Raw genomic sequence first — 15,700 nt, forward strand, 5'->3', positions numbered from 1 at the left:
ATTAAAACGGATACCCGATGGCAATGTTGAGAATAAGATTCTTTTTGCGCCAGTCAGGATCGCCAAAATTTATTTTATCAAACACCCAGCGTTCATTTTCCGGCAGGTAAGGAATGCGGAAGGGAATAGCCAGATCGAGGCGTACTACCACAATAGAAGCATCAATGCGTAGGCCCACACCACCGCCAACGGCAATGTCTTTATAAAAAGTATTGAAGGCGAATTTGCTGCCTGGTTTGTCCGGTACCTCTTTCTGCAACCAGATGTTACCCGCGTCTACAAAGGCGGCCACATTGAACACACTGGCTACGTGTACACGCAGCTCGGAGTTGAATTCCAGTTTGATATCGCCGGCTTCATTGGCCAGCAGGGCTGAAGTATCCACGGCAGGATTGTGATATGATCCAGGGCCGAGAGTACGTGCCCGGAACGCCCTGATGCTGCTGCTACCACCTGTGAAAAACTGTTTTACAAAAGGCAGGGTGGATGAGTTACCGTATGGCAAACCATAGCCGAGTAACAGGCGGTTTACCCATTGTTTACCTTTGCCCAACTGCCAGTAGTGGCGCGCCTCCGCAGTGAATCGTTCATATTGCGCAAATGAATTTCCAAGTAATGTTTTTTGCCCGGTATCATTTTTTGGAATGATTAACCCGGCTATGTTGCCTGAGATATCTATATTCCCACTCAGGTAGAAGCTGTGCACCCGGTTGGCCTGCTGGTTATTGTAGGTGATGGTGTAGTTGCCGCCCAGGATAAATTGTTTTTCAATAGCGTTGCGCTGACTCGGATCGTTTGCCAGGATACTGTCGTATGCCGGTGTTGTTTTGGTAGGCAGCACATATGTAAGCGCCACCGGCGCAAAGATATGACTCAGGTATTGTGTCCGTTGCCAGAGGTATTGCAGCTGCAGCGTGTACGCGTTAAGGTTATACAGGTCTGCACGGCTGTACAGTTCATAGCTGGCGCTTATTCTTGTTTTAGGCACATAGGGGGTACGGATATTCAGTCCGCGGAAGGGCGTAATGAACCGCGGGAAAGTAACGGCTACTTCTGCGCCGAGGCCATATGAATTAGATCCGCCTGCGTTTTTATTGCCGGTTTGCCACTCCAACCCGCCACGTAACCCGATTTCCAGCAATGCCGCAGAATGCAGCCAGTTGCGGTTTTTAGCGGTTATCTGTATCTGTGATCCAATGAACCCGTTAGATTTAGACGTACCGCGTAATTCTGTTTGAAGAGAACGACGCTTATAGGGGGTGAGGAAAAGCTTTGCATCGAGCCAGCCGCTGTCGAGCGCCACCCGGTTATTCACCATCGCCCTGTAGTTGCTGGCCTGGGAAGTATCACGGGAATAGGTACTATCGCGCCGGTTCAAATTTCTGCCGGAAGCATCCCGTCGACGGGAGCTGTCCCTGGTGCTGGTGACATTTGGGCTGCCTCCTACCAGGTTGTGAACAGAGGTATCGCGTACCGGCGAAAACTGTCCTTTTACAAATTTGAATACGCCCAGGTTAATCAGCCTTTGCAACGTAATATTATGTGAGCTCAGACGATACAAACTATCCGGCCGTAAAAACACGGACCGGTCAAATGCGGATGATTTGAACCGGTGGGCGGAATCCACAATATAAATGCCTTTGTATCTTATAGGAGTTCCCTGTGTAGAAGCGGAGTCGTTGTCCAGCGAGTAGTCAGGGAATAGCACTATGTCGTGCATCCTGTAAGGGCGAAGCGCTGCCAGGGGTGTGTTGTCCTTTATCTTCACAAACAGATCTACGGTACCGCTATTGGTACTATCTACCTGTACCAGTAAATAATCGGGAGTAAAATAATAATAGCCTTGTTCTTTTAATGCAGCGTGTATGCGTTCCCGTTCGGCCTTGATTGAATCGAGCGAATAATTGGCGCCGATGATCAATGAACTTTCCGGTTTGGTATAAGTAACCGTTTTACCGATGGCGCTACTATCTGTTAAATAGGTGACGCTTTTAATAGTGTACCGGTGATTGGGCGTAGCGGTGTACTTCATGGAAGCTTTTTTCTTACCGGATAATTTAACGGCAGAAGTAACCCCGGCCTGGAAATAGCCGTTATCCACGAGGTATTCTTCCAGCACCTGTGAAGTGTAGTCGGGTTTGGCCTGGCTTAGTAAAACGGGCGGTTCCCCCCACTTTTTGCGCAGCAGGTAATTCAATCCTTTTCCCTTAGGTTCATTGCCTAAATTATAGAGCCACAGTTTTATGGGCATACCGAGGAATTTACGGTTCCTGTTGGGACGGATTCTTTTATCCATTCCTTCCATCAGGGAACTATAATCCTTCGGTCTTTTTTTAGCAATACTATCAGTGATCCATTTTACTTCGCTCCCAGTATATAGCCGGTCTCCTTCGGGTACGGTACGCGTGGTACTGCAGGAGCTGATTACCAGGTATACCAGGCAAAACAGGCTACAGCAAATGATGATATGGCTATTTACTTTTCGCATCAGGCGTTGTCGTATTTTTATCGTCTTTCTTATTTTTTTTGTTGTCGCGGAGTTTCTGTTTTTTAGATTCAGATTTTGACCGCTGCAAAATTTCACGGAATTCATCGTAGTCCATGATCAGTGCAAAAGCTACTCCTGTTTCCACTACCTGTCCTTCCAGCACAGTTTGGCTATCGTTGCGCTGATATACTCTTATCCGGTAACGTCCGTCGCGGGTAAGTTTATATTCCACAGAGATATCGCCGATCAGGGAGCTGGCGTTTTGCTGGTTTCCCTGCAACATGATATTGGAACCAACAGAAACGGTTAAACGATCGTTGAATAACTGTTTGGAGGCGCCCACTTTCAGATTGGTAGACTCCTGTGCAGTGCCGGTGGAATAATCTTCCTGGTTCTGCAAATCGAAGTTAAGATCCACCCCTTTGATCAGGTTGCCCGCCATGTTATTGAGCTGTTGTGAAAGTATTTTACTTACACTGTTTTTCGCCGCCTGTCCTACTCCCCCGCCGGTGCCGCCATCGAGTGTATTCATAGGATCATCCGGAATAAAGGAGTTCAGCACCAGCAGTCCCATCACCTGTTTATTCAGCTCAGAGGGCACCTGGTTAATTTGTTTCAGGCGGTTATACGGTGTTCCATTCAGCGTATTCCGGTCTTTCTCTGCCAGGTCCAGGCGGAAGCTGATATCCGGCTTCATCAGGTTGCCTTTGATCATCAGGTACACCTGGAATGGCATCCGTTGTTTATAGGTATTGCGTTGCTCGGCAGACATGCTCTGGAGCTGGTCTGCCACCAGATCGTACGCAGGAGCGTTCACCGTGTATTTGGCGGTGATATCCAGATCTGCGCTGGTAGCGTCTCCATTGAAGGATACGAAGCTGCCTTTTTCTATATCGAAGGAGCGTTTAATGAGCTGGTTCAGCGACATCTCATATTTACCTTCCGTTATTTCATAGCGGCCGGTAAGACTTAGTTTACTGCTGGGATCCAGCGTGGCGTTGATGCTGGCGGTACCTTTCGCCTGTACATAATCACCATTTTGTGAGTCGATAATAATTTTAAGAACAGATTCCGGCGTAATATCGAGGTTACCGGACAGGAACATGCCTTTTAACCGCGTGGTTTTAAACCGGAGGCTGTCTTCACGGGCCAGCAGTGCGGAATCGACAGGGTTGGATTTATCCACAAATTCTATCACGCCTTCCCTGTTGGCGAGTCCTGGCTCTTCCTGTGGGAGCGTCATGGTAACGCTGGATTTGTCGCGCAGCTTTACAATGGCATCAATTCTTGGCAGATCAAGCGTACCGCGGATCTTCACTTTACTATCTATATAAGCAGGGCCATAAATCCATTGATCCGGGCTTTGTTGCCGGCCAAGTGCCATGAAGTTATCGGCGGTAACATCGAGGTTAAAGCTATACCGTGTAAAGTTCCTGGTATTGATGCGGCCATCTACTACCAGCTCGTTATTGGCGCTGTCGGCTATTACCAGGTTATTCAACAGTATACCTCTTTCGTCTATCACAATATCTTCATCCGGCAGGTGGAAAGTGCTGCCAATCATGGTTACCATGCCGGCGGCATTATCAAAGTGCAGGCTTCCCAATACTTTGGGGGCAGAAGGAGTACCAGTAATATTGAACTGCCCGGTAGCGTTGCCGGACATTTTAGTCACGCTGCCCATAGTGAAAGGCTCCAGTGAGGCAATGCTTAGTTTGTTGATATCAAGCTGGGCGTTGATGGTTGTGTCGTAGGTACCATCTACTTTTATATCATTATCGTTACCGGTTAATCCGGCTGTAAGTTTATATTGACCGGGGCCACTGTTTTCTACATTGGCATCCAGTGTTCCCATGCGTGTATTCTTCACCGTTAGACTGTCTACTTTCAGTGTGGCGTGGATCAGTGGCGACTGGTTCCAGTTCCTGACCGTGGCTTCCGCATTGAGGGTACCGTTGGCCAGCAGCGTGTCTGTTGCCAGCAGTGCGGTAATAGTAGATAATTTGAAATTGGCAATGTTGGCCTGGAGGGCGGGAACCGTGCTGGTATCCGGCCGGGTCACGATCTGGATGGACTGATCGCCCTGCGACAGTTTGATATTTGCGGTATCCGGCGCGCCGTTCTTCATCCTGAGAATATTGTTTTCTGCTACCGTCCATTCCTGTTTATTCAGCAGCAGTCCGGGTTTAAGGGACAGCTGCATAGCATTCTCTTTCAGGAAGGTGAAAATGCCGCCCAGTTTATATTTGGGCTGCCTTTTAATATCATCCAGCACAACGTCAAAATCAACCACGCCGGTATTGGCATACGCTGTGAGATAAGTGTGTTGCAGCGGGAAGGAAGGATGCGCCATACGAGCCAGTGAAACCCCAAGCCGCATAGAAGTATCCAGGATAGAAACGCCCATACGCAGACTGTCGACCTGCAGGGAATCATAATTAACTTTCGGAAGATATGCATTTGCGATGAACAGGCTGCTGTCGCTGTTAAGGCGGCCATTCATCACCAATGGCACTTCCATGCGCAGTGTTGGGATCATCTGCTGAAAACTCTTTGGCCATTGCAAAGAAGCATTCCATTGCAGTGATTGTCCGCCGGGAACCTGCACAATAACGCCCGAATCGGCCGGCAGCAATGGCTTGCTGATAATGTTGGCGAATGCAGAGCCCACCTTTGTATAATCGATATGGCCGTTGGCGCTGATCAGGCCAAACGGACTTTTTAAAGTAAGGTATTGCTGATCTTTATATTCGGCTATCAGGGAGATACTGTCCAGCGGAAATACCTGTCCCTGTGTGGCGATCTGCCATTTTGTTAAAAAGGCATTGCCTTCAATGCGCTGTGGTTCTATACTGTTAAAATCTGCCAGGAGATTTCCCCGTATAGTTAATGGTTCTGTATACCAGTGGGTAGCATAAAGATCGGCTTTAGCCACTTCCATATTTACTTTCAGCCCCTGGATGGTAGTATCCACCAGTTGCCCGCTGATATCGAAAGTGGCGGTGATGCTGCTATCCGCACTTTCGCCCTGTGCTTCAAAGTCGCCTTTGTTGATACCGGCAACTACACTTACATCATGATACGTATAGGCGTTATAGGTAGCTTCATCCAGTTGTGCGGTGGCTTTGGCCACCATTTGTTTTAACGTATAGCCCTCACCGGTAGCGCTCAGTTTTCCGGACATCCAGCCGTAGGTGGTATCGTATAGCATGGCGCCGGGGTTTACGCGGAAGTAGGGAATACTGATGGTATAGCTGCTGCGGATGCTGTCGGTGATATTAACGAGATGCGCATTGATATTCGCATTGGCGGTTTCGCTTTTCAGCTGCAGTTGGGTAACCAGGTCTTTCATGCCGCCTTTGAACATACCGGTAATCAGCATGTTTTCCGGCAGGCGTGGTGTATCTGGCAGTGTACCGGCCGGCAGCCAGGCGCGCAATGGTTTGTTTCCTGTTTGTATATGAAGTGTAGGAAGATTGGCACTGAGGCGGTCCGGATCTGTAGCATGGAACACCTGGCCATTGTCTGTTTTAATCAGGTTGCCTTCGTGATCGTTGACATAAAGCTGTTTAATATTCAGTTCTCCCAGGTTTCCTTTTAGTATAGCCGCCAGCGTTAGTTGTTTATTCCAGAGCTGGTCGAATGATTTATTTTTGCGGGCATCAGGAACAAAAGGCAGCCACTCTCCCAGTGCTATATGCACGGAATCGAGATTGGCATCCAGTCCGAGTTGATCGAGGTGGTCGGAAATGCCTGACCAGGAAGGGACTGTTACAATGATCTGTTTGCGGAAGATGCTTTTATTGGTTTGCAGCAGGAAATTGCGCAGCGCCAGTGTATACGGCGTAAACAATACGTCCATATTGGCTTTGCGGATCGTAAAGCCGGACTTATCCCGGGCAGTTAATGACTTTATACCCACCATAATGCTATCGGGCTTATAGCGGATATTATTGATTTTACTGGAGAAGCGGGTCAGGAACAGGTGATTATAGTCAGGATCTGGTCCGGCGGCCTTTGGAGCCGGGCCGCCGTTATCGTAGCGTAAAGCCAGCTTATCAAGATTTACCTGGGTGGCAAATACCTGCCATGTATTTGGTGTGGTGTCGTTTGGTGTGGCAGGAACGGAATCTTTTCCGGGCACCATCATCACCAAACCGGTGGTATTGCTGATGGAGAGATCTCCTACCTGTATCCGGGTGGAGTCCTGGTCCAGGTTGCTGTTCCGTAATTGGAGGGCGCCTATTTTCCAGGCGGTAGTAATACCGGAGCCTTCATCTGTATACAGGAAATTACTGTTATTGATCTGTAGTTTTTTCAGGAGCAGGTGCAGGGATGCGCTGCTGGTATCAGCAGGTGGCGGCGGCGGAGCGGCTGATGTAATAGCCGGAGGTATATATTGTTGCCGGAAAAAGCCTTTCAGTCCATCGAGGGTAATACCCCTGAATGCGTAAATGCCATCATCTATGAGCAGGTCGTCCGGATCAACATGCAAGCTATCCCAGGTGAGTATGGCAGACATGCCACCCTGGGCATCGGCATAGCTTACTTTCACTTTACGGAATGAGATGTCTTTCAGCCGGTATTGTAAGGTGGTACCGGTTTCCGGCGCCAGGGTATCTTTTTTACCGGAGGGTGTCACAAACGCATCTACCGCAAACTGGTAATTAAAAGCGGAATCGCCGGGATGCCGGTATACATTTACCAGTAAGGTGTCCCATTCCAGTTTATCTATTTTCAGTTCATTACTGATCAGTGACAGCAGGTTGTAATGTACCCTGAGGGAACCGGTGTAGAAAAGGGCCTGGTTGGAGGTATCGGCTACATATACATTACGCAGTTCCAGGTACTGCCAGCCACGTGCGCGCAGGTAGCCGATCTGCACTTTTGTGTGCAGTTTCTTCCGCAGGTATAGTTCTCCCTGTTCTCTTAAATAATTCTGGACGCCGTTCAGTTGTAATAATAAAACAGCCATTACGGGCAATAGGAGCACCGCAACAATAATCCATATAAGCCATCGCCACCAGGGGCGGCCGTGTTTTTCTCCGGTTTCTGCTGGTTCTGTCACTATGATATATTACAAAAGTAAATTACTGAATATAAACGCAAAAGCGTGCTTATGGTTTACTTTACCGGCAGGATAGTGCAACCGGGCGCTTGCCTGCGGGGTACAACAAAATCCATACCTCAGGAGTACCGGGAATAAATAGTAATTGCAAGAATACATTAAATACGGTAACGGACATACTTTTTTTGGTGCAGAAACAGAATGGGGTGAGTAGTAATATGCACAGATTGGCGAAAAGAAAATGGATCGGACGGGTTGGTTTTTATTACTTAGTTATCCTGATTCAGGGCATTTTTATCTTCTTTTTCAAGTCGTTTTTTAACTTTATCCACATCTTCTGCCGGAGGGAGACTTTCCGGTTTTACACCTCTTTCGAGAAGTACATTTCTGACGGCAGTATTGTTATCGACATGTTCTTCTGTAATATCAACTTCTCCTTTCAGATCTTTTTCTACTACATTATGGCTGGTAATTTCCGCTGCGAGGTCTTTTGCTTTAATAGTAATGGTGGGAAGGAAATCTGCCAGGGCTCTGTTTTCCGGAACAATCAGTTTTCTCTTCATATCGCGGGTGGTAAATCCGCCGAAAAGGGCTTCATCGCCTTTGGACCGGATCCTGGCAAATCCTTTATCGTCCACTCCTCTTTCGTAAATAATACCAGATAGGACCTTTTCTGACTTCGATAGTTTTTCCCGGGCATTGAGGCGGTCAATATCCAGTAATCTTTTTTCAACGATTTCCTGTTTGCGGGTTTGTACGGCGAAGTAGGTTTGTGCAAACGCAATCGGATCTTTTTGGGTATCGCCACTTTGAGCAATCAGGTAGCAGGCGTAACGGGTAAGGGCGATATCCTGAAGCTGTCTTTGGCCACCTTTAGGAACAGGTATCGATTTCGTGATGTCACGAAAATGATCGGAGACGACAATTCCACTGTTTTCGCAGGAATTTTTGGCCTTTTCAATGACTTTGAAAAAGTTTTCCCATCTCAGGTATCCAAGAATTTGTTGCAATTCCCTGGCGCTCCAGCATTCAATACCTTTGTGTTCATAACAAGCCTGCTCAAATTGTTTAAACAGTGCTTCAATCAATTCTTTTTTTATGAAAAAGTGTTTATTCATCTCACAACATTGTGATACGCACAATATACCGAAGCCACAACAGCAGCAGGTTAACGAAACTTAAACATTCTCACTTTGAAAGAAATTTAATTACTTTATTTCTGGCTTGTTCCGTTGGTTGAACCGGAAAATGTAATACTCCAGCTGATCCTTCTTCTCCTTGTCGGCCCTGAATTCATCGAGCAACACGCTGTCCTGTGGAAGGATATATTTTTTGAGATTGTAGGCAGATAGTTCCAGGATCTGCCCAGTCACCACATTCAGCACTTTTTTGAGCACGACGGGTGTGTTGATGCTGTTGGTAGTCATATCGGCCTGATTAATATAGCCCCGCGAAGGTTGAATACCATGTAGAGCATATATGCAGTAGTAGCCGATTTCCTGTAATTTATTGAGACCGTTGTCTTTGATGTAGATATTCTTTCCGTCGCAGAAGCCCCAGTAATTTTTCAGTTTGTGTTCCTGGCCGGCGCCATCCCGGAGCACCAGTTCATTTCTGTTGGCGAGCAGGTATATCTGCGCGGCCGAGCTGCGGTTTTTGATTACGAGGTCGCCTTCTTCCGAAGGATTATTTGATTGAAATTCCTCAAAGGTCTTGTACAGCCCTTTCTTTAGTTGAGGCGCATCGGTAATCAGCACATTTTGCCCCGTTACGGAGATGCCCAGCAACAGCAGGCTCCAAAAACACAACAGTTGTTTCATAATTTAACAAATGTATTGGGTTTAGGGAGTGGCGATACCTGGAAATAGCTGAACACCTGCATTGTTTCTGCTGATGTTTGAATTATGTCTTTAAAACCCGGAGGAAAGGAGGTATTGAACAGGAACAGGCTATTTCTGGGAGAGGATCCTGTCTTTTTAAAAAAATATAGGCCGGGTAAAAACCCGGCCCGGCTGAAGGTTACAACAAAATCTAAACCTGCTTATGAGAAAAAATTTGATTTACATAATTGAATTATAAAGCCATTGCCTGCAATGAATGGTCTTTGCTTTCCAGCTGGGAGCTACCCATCAGGAATTCGTCCACTTTTCTTGCGCACTCACGACCTTCGCTTATAGCCCATACCACCAGTGATTGTCCGCGGCGCATATCGCCGGCAGTGAACACTTTAGGGATGGATGTCAGGTAATCTTTTTCGGTAGCTTTTACATTACCGCGTTCATCTCTTTCCACTTCCAGCTGATCCAGTAAACCGGTGTGCTGGGGATGTACGAAGCCCATAGCCAGTAAGGCCAGCTCGCAGGGTACATCTCTTTCGGAACCGGGAACTTCCGTGAATTTTGCTGGTCTGCCGTCGGCGCTGGCGGTCCATTGCAGGTCTACCAGGCGCAGGGCTTTCAGGTGGCCGTTGTCATCTCCGATAAAGGATTTGGTAGCAATGGCCCATTTACGGTCTGCTCCCTCTTCGTGGGAAGAGGATGTTTTTAAGACCATTGGGTAGGTTGGCCACGGCATATACGGCGTACGTTCACCCGGAGGTTTTGGTAATAATTCCAGCTGCGTAACGCTGTTGGCGCCATGACGGTTACTGGTTCCCACACAATCGGAGCCGGTATCACCACCACCAATTACAATTACATTTTTGCCGGTTGCCAATATATCGCTGCCTTCTACTGCAATATTGCTGACTCTTTTATTCTGCTGCTTCAGGAAGTCCATCGCATAGTGTACGCCTTTCAGCTCACGGCCCTGAATCGGGAGGTCGCGTGGAATGGTGGAACCACCAGCCAGTACAATTGCGTTGTATTCTCTCAGCAGGTCATTGGTACTAACGTTAACGCCTACGTTGGCATTGCATTGAAACACCACTCCTTCTTCTTCCATCAGTTTCACGCGGCGGTCTACTACCCATTTTTCCAGTTTGAAGTCCGGGATACCATAGCGTAAAAGTCCACCTGGTGCATCATCGCGTTCAAACACGGTTACGGTATGGCCTGCATAGTTCAATTGTGCTGCTGCGGCTAAACCGGCGGGGCCGGAACCAATAACAGCGATTTTTTTGCCGGTACGCATACGGGGCGCTTTCGCCTGTACCAGACCTTTATCGAATGCTACTTCAATGATATGTTTCTCTATTTCCTCGATCGCTACCGGGGGCTGGTTAATACCGAGCACACAGGCGCTTTCGCAGGGAGCAGGACAAATACGTCCGGTAAATTCCGGGAAGTTATTGGTAGAGGACAGTATATCATACGCTTCTTTCCAATCCTGACGGTATACGGCATCGTTAAATTCCGGTATCACATTGCCCAGCGGGCATCCGCTGTGGCAAAAAGGCACCCCGCAGTTCATACAGCGGGCCGCTTGCTGATTTAATTTATTATCGGGGAAGCGTTCTACAAATTCATTATAGTGACCAACCCTTTCCCGGGGATCCGCTTTCCCGGGCAGCTCGCGTGTAAATTCCAGGAATCCTGTAGGTTTACCCATAATTTTCCTCCACAAGTCCCTTACCTGCAAGGGATATTTTGATGATGAATGTTAATTGTTCAATTAGTGACCTACTTTCTGACCCTGTACTTTGTCTGATTTCAATGCTGCCTTGTATTCTTTCGGGAATACTTTCACAAAATGACGCAGTTGGTTTTCCCAGTCTTTCAGGATAAACTTCGCCACAGTGCTGTTCGTGTAGGCATGATGTTTAGTGATCAGATCCTGTAACAGTGCTACATCTGCCGGATCCAGCGGATCCAGGTCGATCATATCCCTGTTGCAGTAGTTGGCGAAAGTTCCTTTCACATCGTATACATAAGCGATACCACCGCTCATACCTGCTCCGAAGTTACGGCCGGTTTCACCCAGTATCACCGCTTTACCCCCGGTCATGTATTCACATCCGTGATCACCTACTCCTTCTACTACTACTGTAGCGCCGGAGTTACGTACACAAAAGCGTTCGCCTGCCTTACCGCGGATGAAAGCTTCACCGGAAGTAGCTCCATAGAAACAAACGTTACCTGCGATAATATTTTCTTCCGCCTTGAATCCTGCTTCTCCGTGTGGATAGAGGATCAGTTTGGAACCAGACAAACCTTTACCGAAGTAGTCATTGGCTTCTCCTTCCAGTTCCAGCGTTAAACCTTTAGTGGTAAAGGCGCCGAAGCTTTGGCCTGCAGATCCGATAAACTTGAAGTGCAGGGTGTCTTCCGGTAATCCTTCGCTCTTGTAGCGTTTGGATATTTCGTTAGACAGGATAGTACCGATGGTACGGTCTGTATTTTTTACAGGGAACTGCTGATATACCCTGGCTTTCTTTTCCAGTGCAGGCTGTGCGGCCTTCAGCAATTGCCAGTCGATTACCTCGCTGATGCCGTGATCCTGTTCTTCCTGTTTGTACAGGCCGGTTTCGGCAGAAGCTTCTTCTTTATATAAGATCGGTGACAGATCCAGTTTTTGTGTTTTCCAGTTGGTGATGTTATCACGCATCTGGAGGCATTCTACCTGACCCACCATTTCATTGATGGTGCGGAAGCCCAGATCAGCCATGATTTCGCGGAGTTCTTCCACGAGATAGGTGAACAGGTTTACCACGTGTTGCGGATCGCCGGTGAAGCGTTTGCGCAGTTCAGGGTCCTGGGTAGCCACACCAACAGGACAGGTGTTTACATGGCATTTACGCATCATGATACAACCTTCTACCACGAGGGCAGCGGTGGCAACACCCCATTCTTCAGCGCCCAATAAGGTAGCAATCGCAATGTCGCGGCCGGTTTTCAGCTGACCATCTGTTTGCAGTACTACCCTGCTGCGGAGCTTATTTTTTACGAGGGTCTGGTGTGATTCTGCTAAGCCCAGCTCCCACGGCAAACCTGCGTGTTTGATAGAGCTTTCCGGAGAAGCACCGGTACCACCATCGAAACCAGAAACCAGTACCACATCGGCGTGTGCTTTTGCAACACCGGCTGCGATAGTGCCAACACCAGCCTTGGATACCAGCTTCACGCTGATACGGGCGGCACGGTTAGCATTTTTCAGGTCATAGATCAGCTGCGCCAGATCCTCAATAGAGTAAATATCATGGTGAGGAGGCGGAGAAATGAGGCCCACACCTGGTGTGGAGTGCCTTACTTTTGCGATCCACTCATCCACTTTATGGCCGGGCAACTGCCCGCCTTCGCCGGGTTTTGCACCCTGTGCCATTTTAATCTGTAGTTCGTCGGCATTGGTCAGGTAGTAGCTGGTAACCCCGAAACGGGCGCTGGCAACCTGTTTGATGGCAGAACGCATAGAGTCGCCGTTTTCCAGCAGCTCATAACGCAGCTCATCTTCCCCACCCTCACCGGTATTACTTTTTGCGCCGATGCGGTTCATAGCAATGGCCAGTGTGGAGTGTGCCTCGTGGGAAATAGATCCGAAGCTCATGGCACCGGTAGCGAAACGCTTGAAGATGCTGGAAGCTGGTTCTACTTCATCAATGGAAATAGATGGACGATTCTTTTTAAACGTAAACAGGCTCCGTAAAGTGGCTGCTTTTTCGCTTTGATCGTTTACTGCCTTTGAATACTTTTTGAAAGCAGCATAGTCGCCCATGCGGGTAGCCAGTTGCAGATAGTGAATAGTAGTGGGATTAAAGAGATGGAATTCTCCTTTACGTTTCCACTGATATACACCACCTTCTGTTAAACGCTGAACCGGAGTTTCTTTACGACCGTAGCCCATCCAGTGTTTAGCCAGTGTTTCACGGGCAATTTCATCGAGGCCTAATCCCTGTATACGGGAAACGGCGCCGGTGAAATATTTATCAACAGTTGCCTGGTTGATACCCAATATTTCAAAGATCTGTGCCCCCTGGTAAGATTGCAGGGTGGAGATGCCCATCTTGGAAAATACTTTCAGAAGGCCATCACAGATTGCTTTAATATAATTTTTCTTCAGTTTATCTACATCGAGAGCGGTGTCCAGTTTGCCATTCAGCTTCATATCGCGGATGGTGCTGAGTGCCAGGTACGGGTTGATGGCGGTTACGCCAAAGCCCAGCAGGCAGGCAAAGTGGTGTACTTCCCAAACATCACCGGCTTCCACGATCAGTCCTACCTGGCCACGGTAACCCTTACGGATCAGGTGGTGGTGAACTGCAGATGCAGCCAGGATAGATGGAATAGCGGCGTGTTCTGAGTCGATAGCACGATCAGAAAGAATGATCACTTCAAAACCATCTTCCACTGCATCTACCGCGTAGCGGCATAAGCGGGCCAATCCTTTTTCCAGGGAGCCGGGCTTACCGTCTGCCTTGAAATAAGTGTGTAATGTTTTGGCCTGGAACAAACCAGTATCGATACTACGGATCTTTTCCAGTTCGTGGTTGTTGAGAATCGGGTGACGCAATGCCAGTCCGTGGCAGTGCAGCGGATCTTCATCCAGCAGGTTGCCGTTGTTGCCTACAAAAGTAGCCAGCGACATCACCAGTCTTTCCCTGATAGGATCAATCGGTGGGTTGGTTACCTGTGCAAACAATTGTTTGAAATAGTTACAGAGATGTTGTGGCTGATTGCTCAGTACTGCCAGCGGGGTATCTGTACCCATAGAGCCAACAGGTTCCTTGCCATCAATTGCCATTGGGGCAATGATGTGATCCAGGTCTTCTGTGCTGTAACCGAATGCGCGCTGGTATTTAAAGATCTGGTCGTGTTCCAGGTGAGTAAAGGTTACTCTTGGTTCCGGCAGTTCTTCCAGGCGGATCTTATATTTATTCAGCCATTCGCCATAAGGTTGCTGGGAGCAGATCTGTTGTTTCAGCTCTTCATCACCTATGATACGGCCCTGGTCCATGTCTACGATAAACATTTTACCGGGTTGCAGGCGGCCTTTCTCTTTAATATTCTTTGGATCGATGGGTAATACACCGGCTTCAGAAGCCATGATTACGCGATCGTCTTTTGTTACCACAAAGCGGCTTGGACGTAAACCATTACGATCCAGGGTAGCGCCAATGATTTTACCATCGGTGAAAGAAATGGAAGCAGGACCATCCCATGGCTCCATGAGGGAGGCATGATATTCATAGAATGCTTTCTTTTCTTCGCCCATGTCTTCGTTGCCATCCCATGCTTCCGGTACCAGCATCATCATTACATGCGGCAGGGAGCGGCCTGTCATGGTGAGCAGTTCAATTACGTTATCCAGGCTGGCGGAGTCGGACTGGCCTTCTTCCACAATGGGAAGCAGCATTTCCATCTCTTCTTTGCTGAAGTATTTGGAAATAAAGTCCCTTTCGCCGGCGCGGAGCCAGTTGAGGTTACCTTTCAGGGTATTGATTTCACCGTTGTGGGCAATGTACCTGTAAGGGTGAGCCAATCTCCAGCTGGGGAAAGTATTGGTAGCAAACCTGGAGTGGATGAGGGCAAAGGCAGACACCATTTTCTCATCGCTCAGGTCTGTATAGTAATGACGCACCTGGTAGGTGGTCAGCTGACCTTTGTATACAATTGTTTTATAAGAGAGGGACGCAATGTAAAACAGCGATTTCTCTTTTGGAACGGTATTGCGAACAGTTTTGGAAACGTAGTTACGGAGCACAAACAGTTTGCGCTCAAAAATTTCCGGATCGCTGATATGATAAGGACAGGCGATAAATACCTGTTCAATTTCCGGTTCTACAGAAAGGGCAGATTCACCAATGCCATCCGGACGTACCGGTACTTTACGGTAGCCAAGAATTTCCAGGCCCAGTTTCTCTGCGCTGCGTTGAAATATCTCGCGGCATTCTTCACGCCAGCGTGGTTCTTTCGGAAAGAAGACCATGCCTACACCGTATTTTCCAAATTCCGGTAAGGCGATGCCCAGTTTCAGACATTCGTCATACAGGAACTCGTGGGGCGTTTGAAACAGTATCCCTGCACCATCTCCCGTGTTCTGCTCACAACCGCAGGCTCCGCGGTGTTCCATGTTTTCCAGCATGGTTAAGGCATCACGTATAATATGGTGGGATTTACGACCCTTGATGTGGGCAGTAAAACCTGTTCCGCAGGCATCATGTTCAAATTCCGGACGGTATAAACCTTGCGTTTGCTTCACTTCATCCATTT

General features: G+C 48.1%; 6 protein-coding genes. All 6 read right to left on the reverse strand.

What is annotated here, in order from left to right; genetic code table 11:
* Nucleotide 1 precedes the first annotated feature (1 nt).
* Entirely contained in the window at nucleotides 2–2,488 is a 2,487-nt protein-coding gene (tamL, locus tag B5Z18_RS21185; protein WP_159454381.1) for a translocation and assembly module lipoprotein TamL, read from the reverse strand.
* Nucleotides 2,472–7,556: a translocation/assembly module TamB domain-containing protein gene (locus B5Z18_RS21190; RefSeq protein WP_079471495.1), complete on the reverse strand. Its 5,085-nt coding sequence runs from the start codon at nucleotides 7,554–7,556 to the stop codon at nucleotides 2,472–2,474. The genes tamL and B5Z18_RS21190 overlap by 17 nt, the downstream gene beginning before the upstream one ends.
* A gap of 269 nt (nucleotides 7,557–7,825) precedes the next feature.
* Nucleotides 7,826–8,674 (reverse strand): DNA damage-inducible protein D, encoded by an 849-nt coding sequence (gene dinD / locus B5Z18_RS21195; protein ID WP_235015975.1) that lies wholly within the window; start codon nucleotides 8,672–8,674, stop codon nucleotides 7,826–7,828.
* A 90-nt stretch (nucleotides 8,675–8,764) separates the two neighbouring features.
* Nucleotides 8,765–9,376 (reverse strand): hypothetical protein, encoded by a 612-nt coding sequence (locus tag B5Z18_RS21200; protein WP_079471496.1) that lies wholly within the window; start codon nucleotides 9,374–9,376, stop codon nucleotides 8,765–8,767.
* A gap of 253 nt (nucleotides 9,377–9,629) precedes the next feature.
* Nucleotides 9,630–11,105, reverse strand: a complete 1,476-nt coding sequence (locus B5Z18_RS21205; protein WP_079471497.1) for a glutamate synthase subunit beta — start codon at nucleotides 11,103–11,105, stop codon at nucleotides 9,630–9,632.
* A gap of 63 nt (nucleotides 11,106–11,168) precedes the next feature.
* Entirely contained in the window at nucleotides 11,169–15,698 is a 4,530-nt protein-coding gene (gene gltB / locus B5Z18_RS21210; RefSeq protein WP_079471498.1) for a glutamate synthase large subunit, read from the reverse strand.
* Between the last annotated feature and the right edge of the window lie 2 nt (nucleotides 15,699–15,700).

This window comes from Chitinophaga ginsengisegetis, assembly GCF_900168065.1.
Taxonomy (GTDB): Bacteria; Bacteroidota; Bacteroidia; order Chitinophagales; family Chitinophagaceae; genus Chitinophaga; species Chitinophaga ginsengisegetis.

Excerpts from the sequence above, each read along its gene's own strand:
- gltB (WP_079471498.1), bottom strand. The coding sequence starts at position 15,698 with ATGGATGAAGTGAAGCAAACGCAAGGTTTATACCGTCCGGAATTTGAA.
- tamL (WP_159454381.1), bottom strand. The coding sequence starts at position 2,488 with ATGCGAAAAGTAAATAGCCATATCATCATTTGCTGTAGCCTGTTTTGC.
- B5Z18_RS21200 (WP_079471496.1), bottom strand. The coding sequence starts at position 9,376 with ATGAAACAACTGTTGTGTTTTTGGAGCCTGCTGTTGCTGGGCATCTCC.
- B5Z18_RS21205 (WP_079471497.1), bottom strand. The coding sequence starts at position 11,105 with ATGGGTAAACCTACAGGATTCCTGGAATTTACACGCGAGCTGCCCGGG.
- dinD (WP_235015975.1), bottom strand. The coding sequence starts at position 8,674 with ATGAATAAACACTTTTTCATAAAAAAAGAATTGATTGAAGCACTGTTT.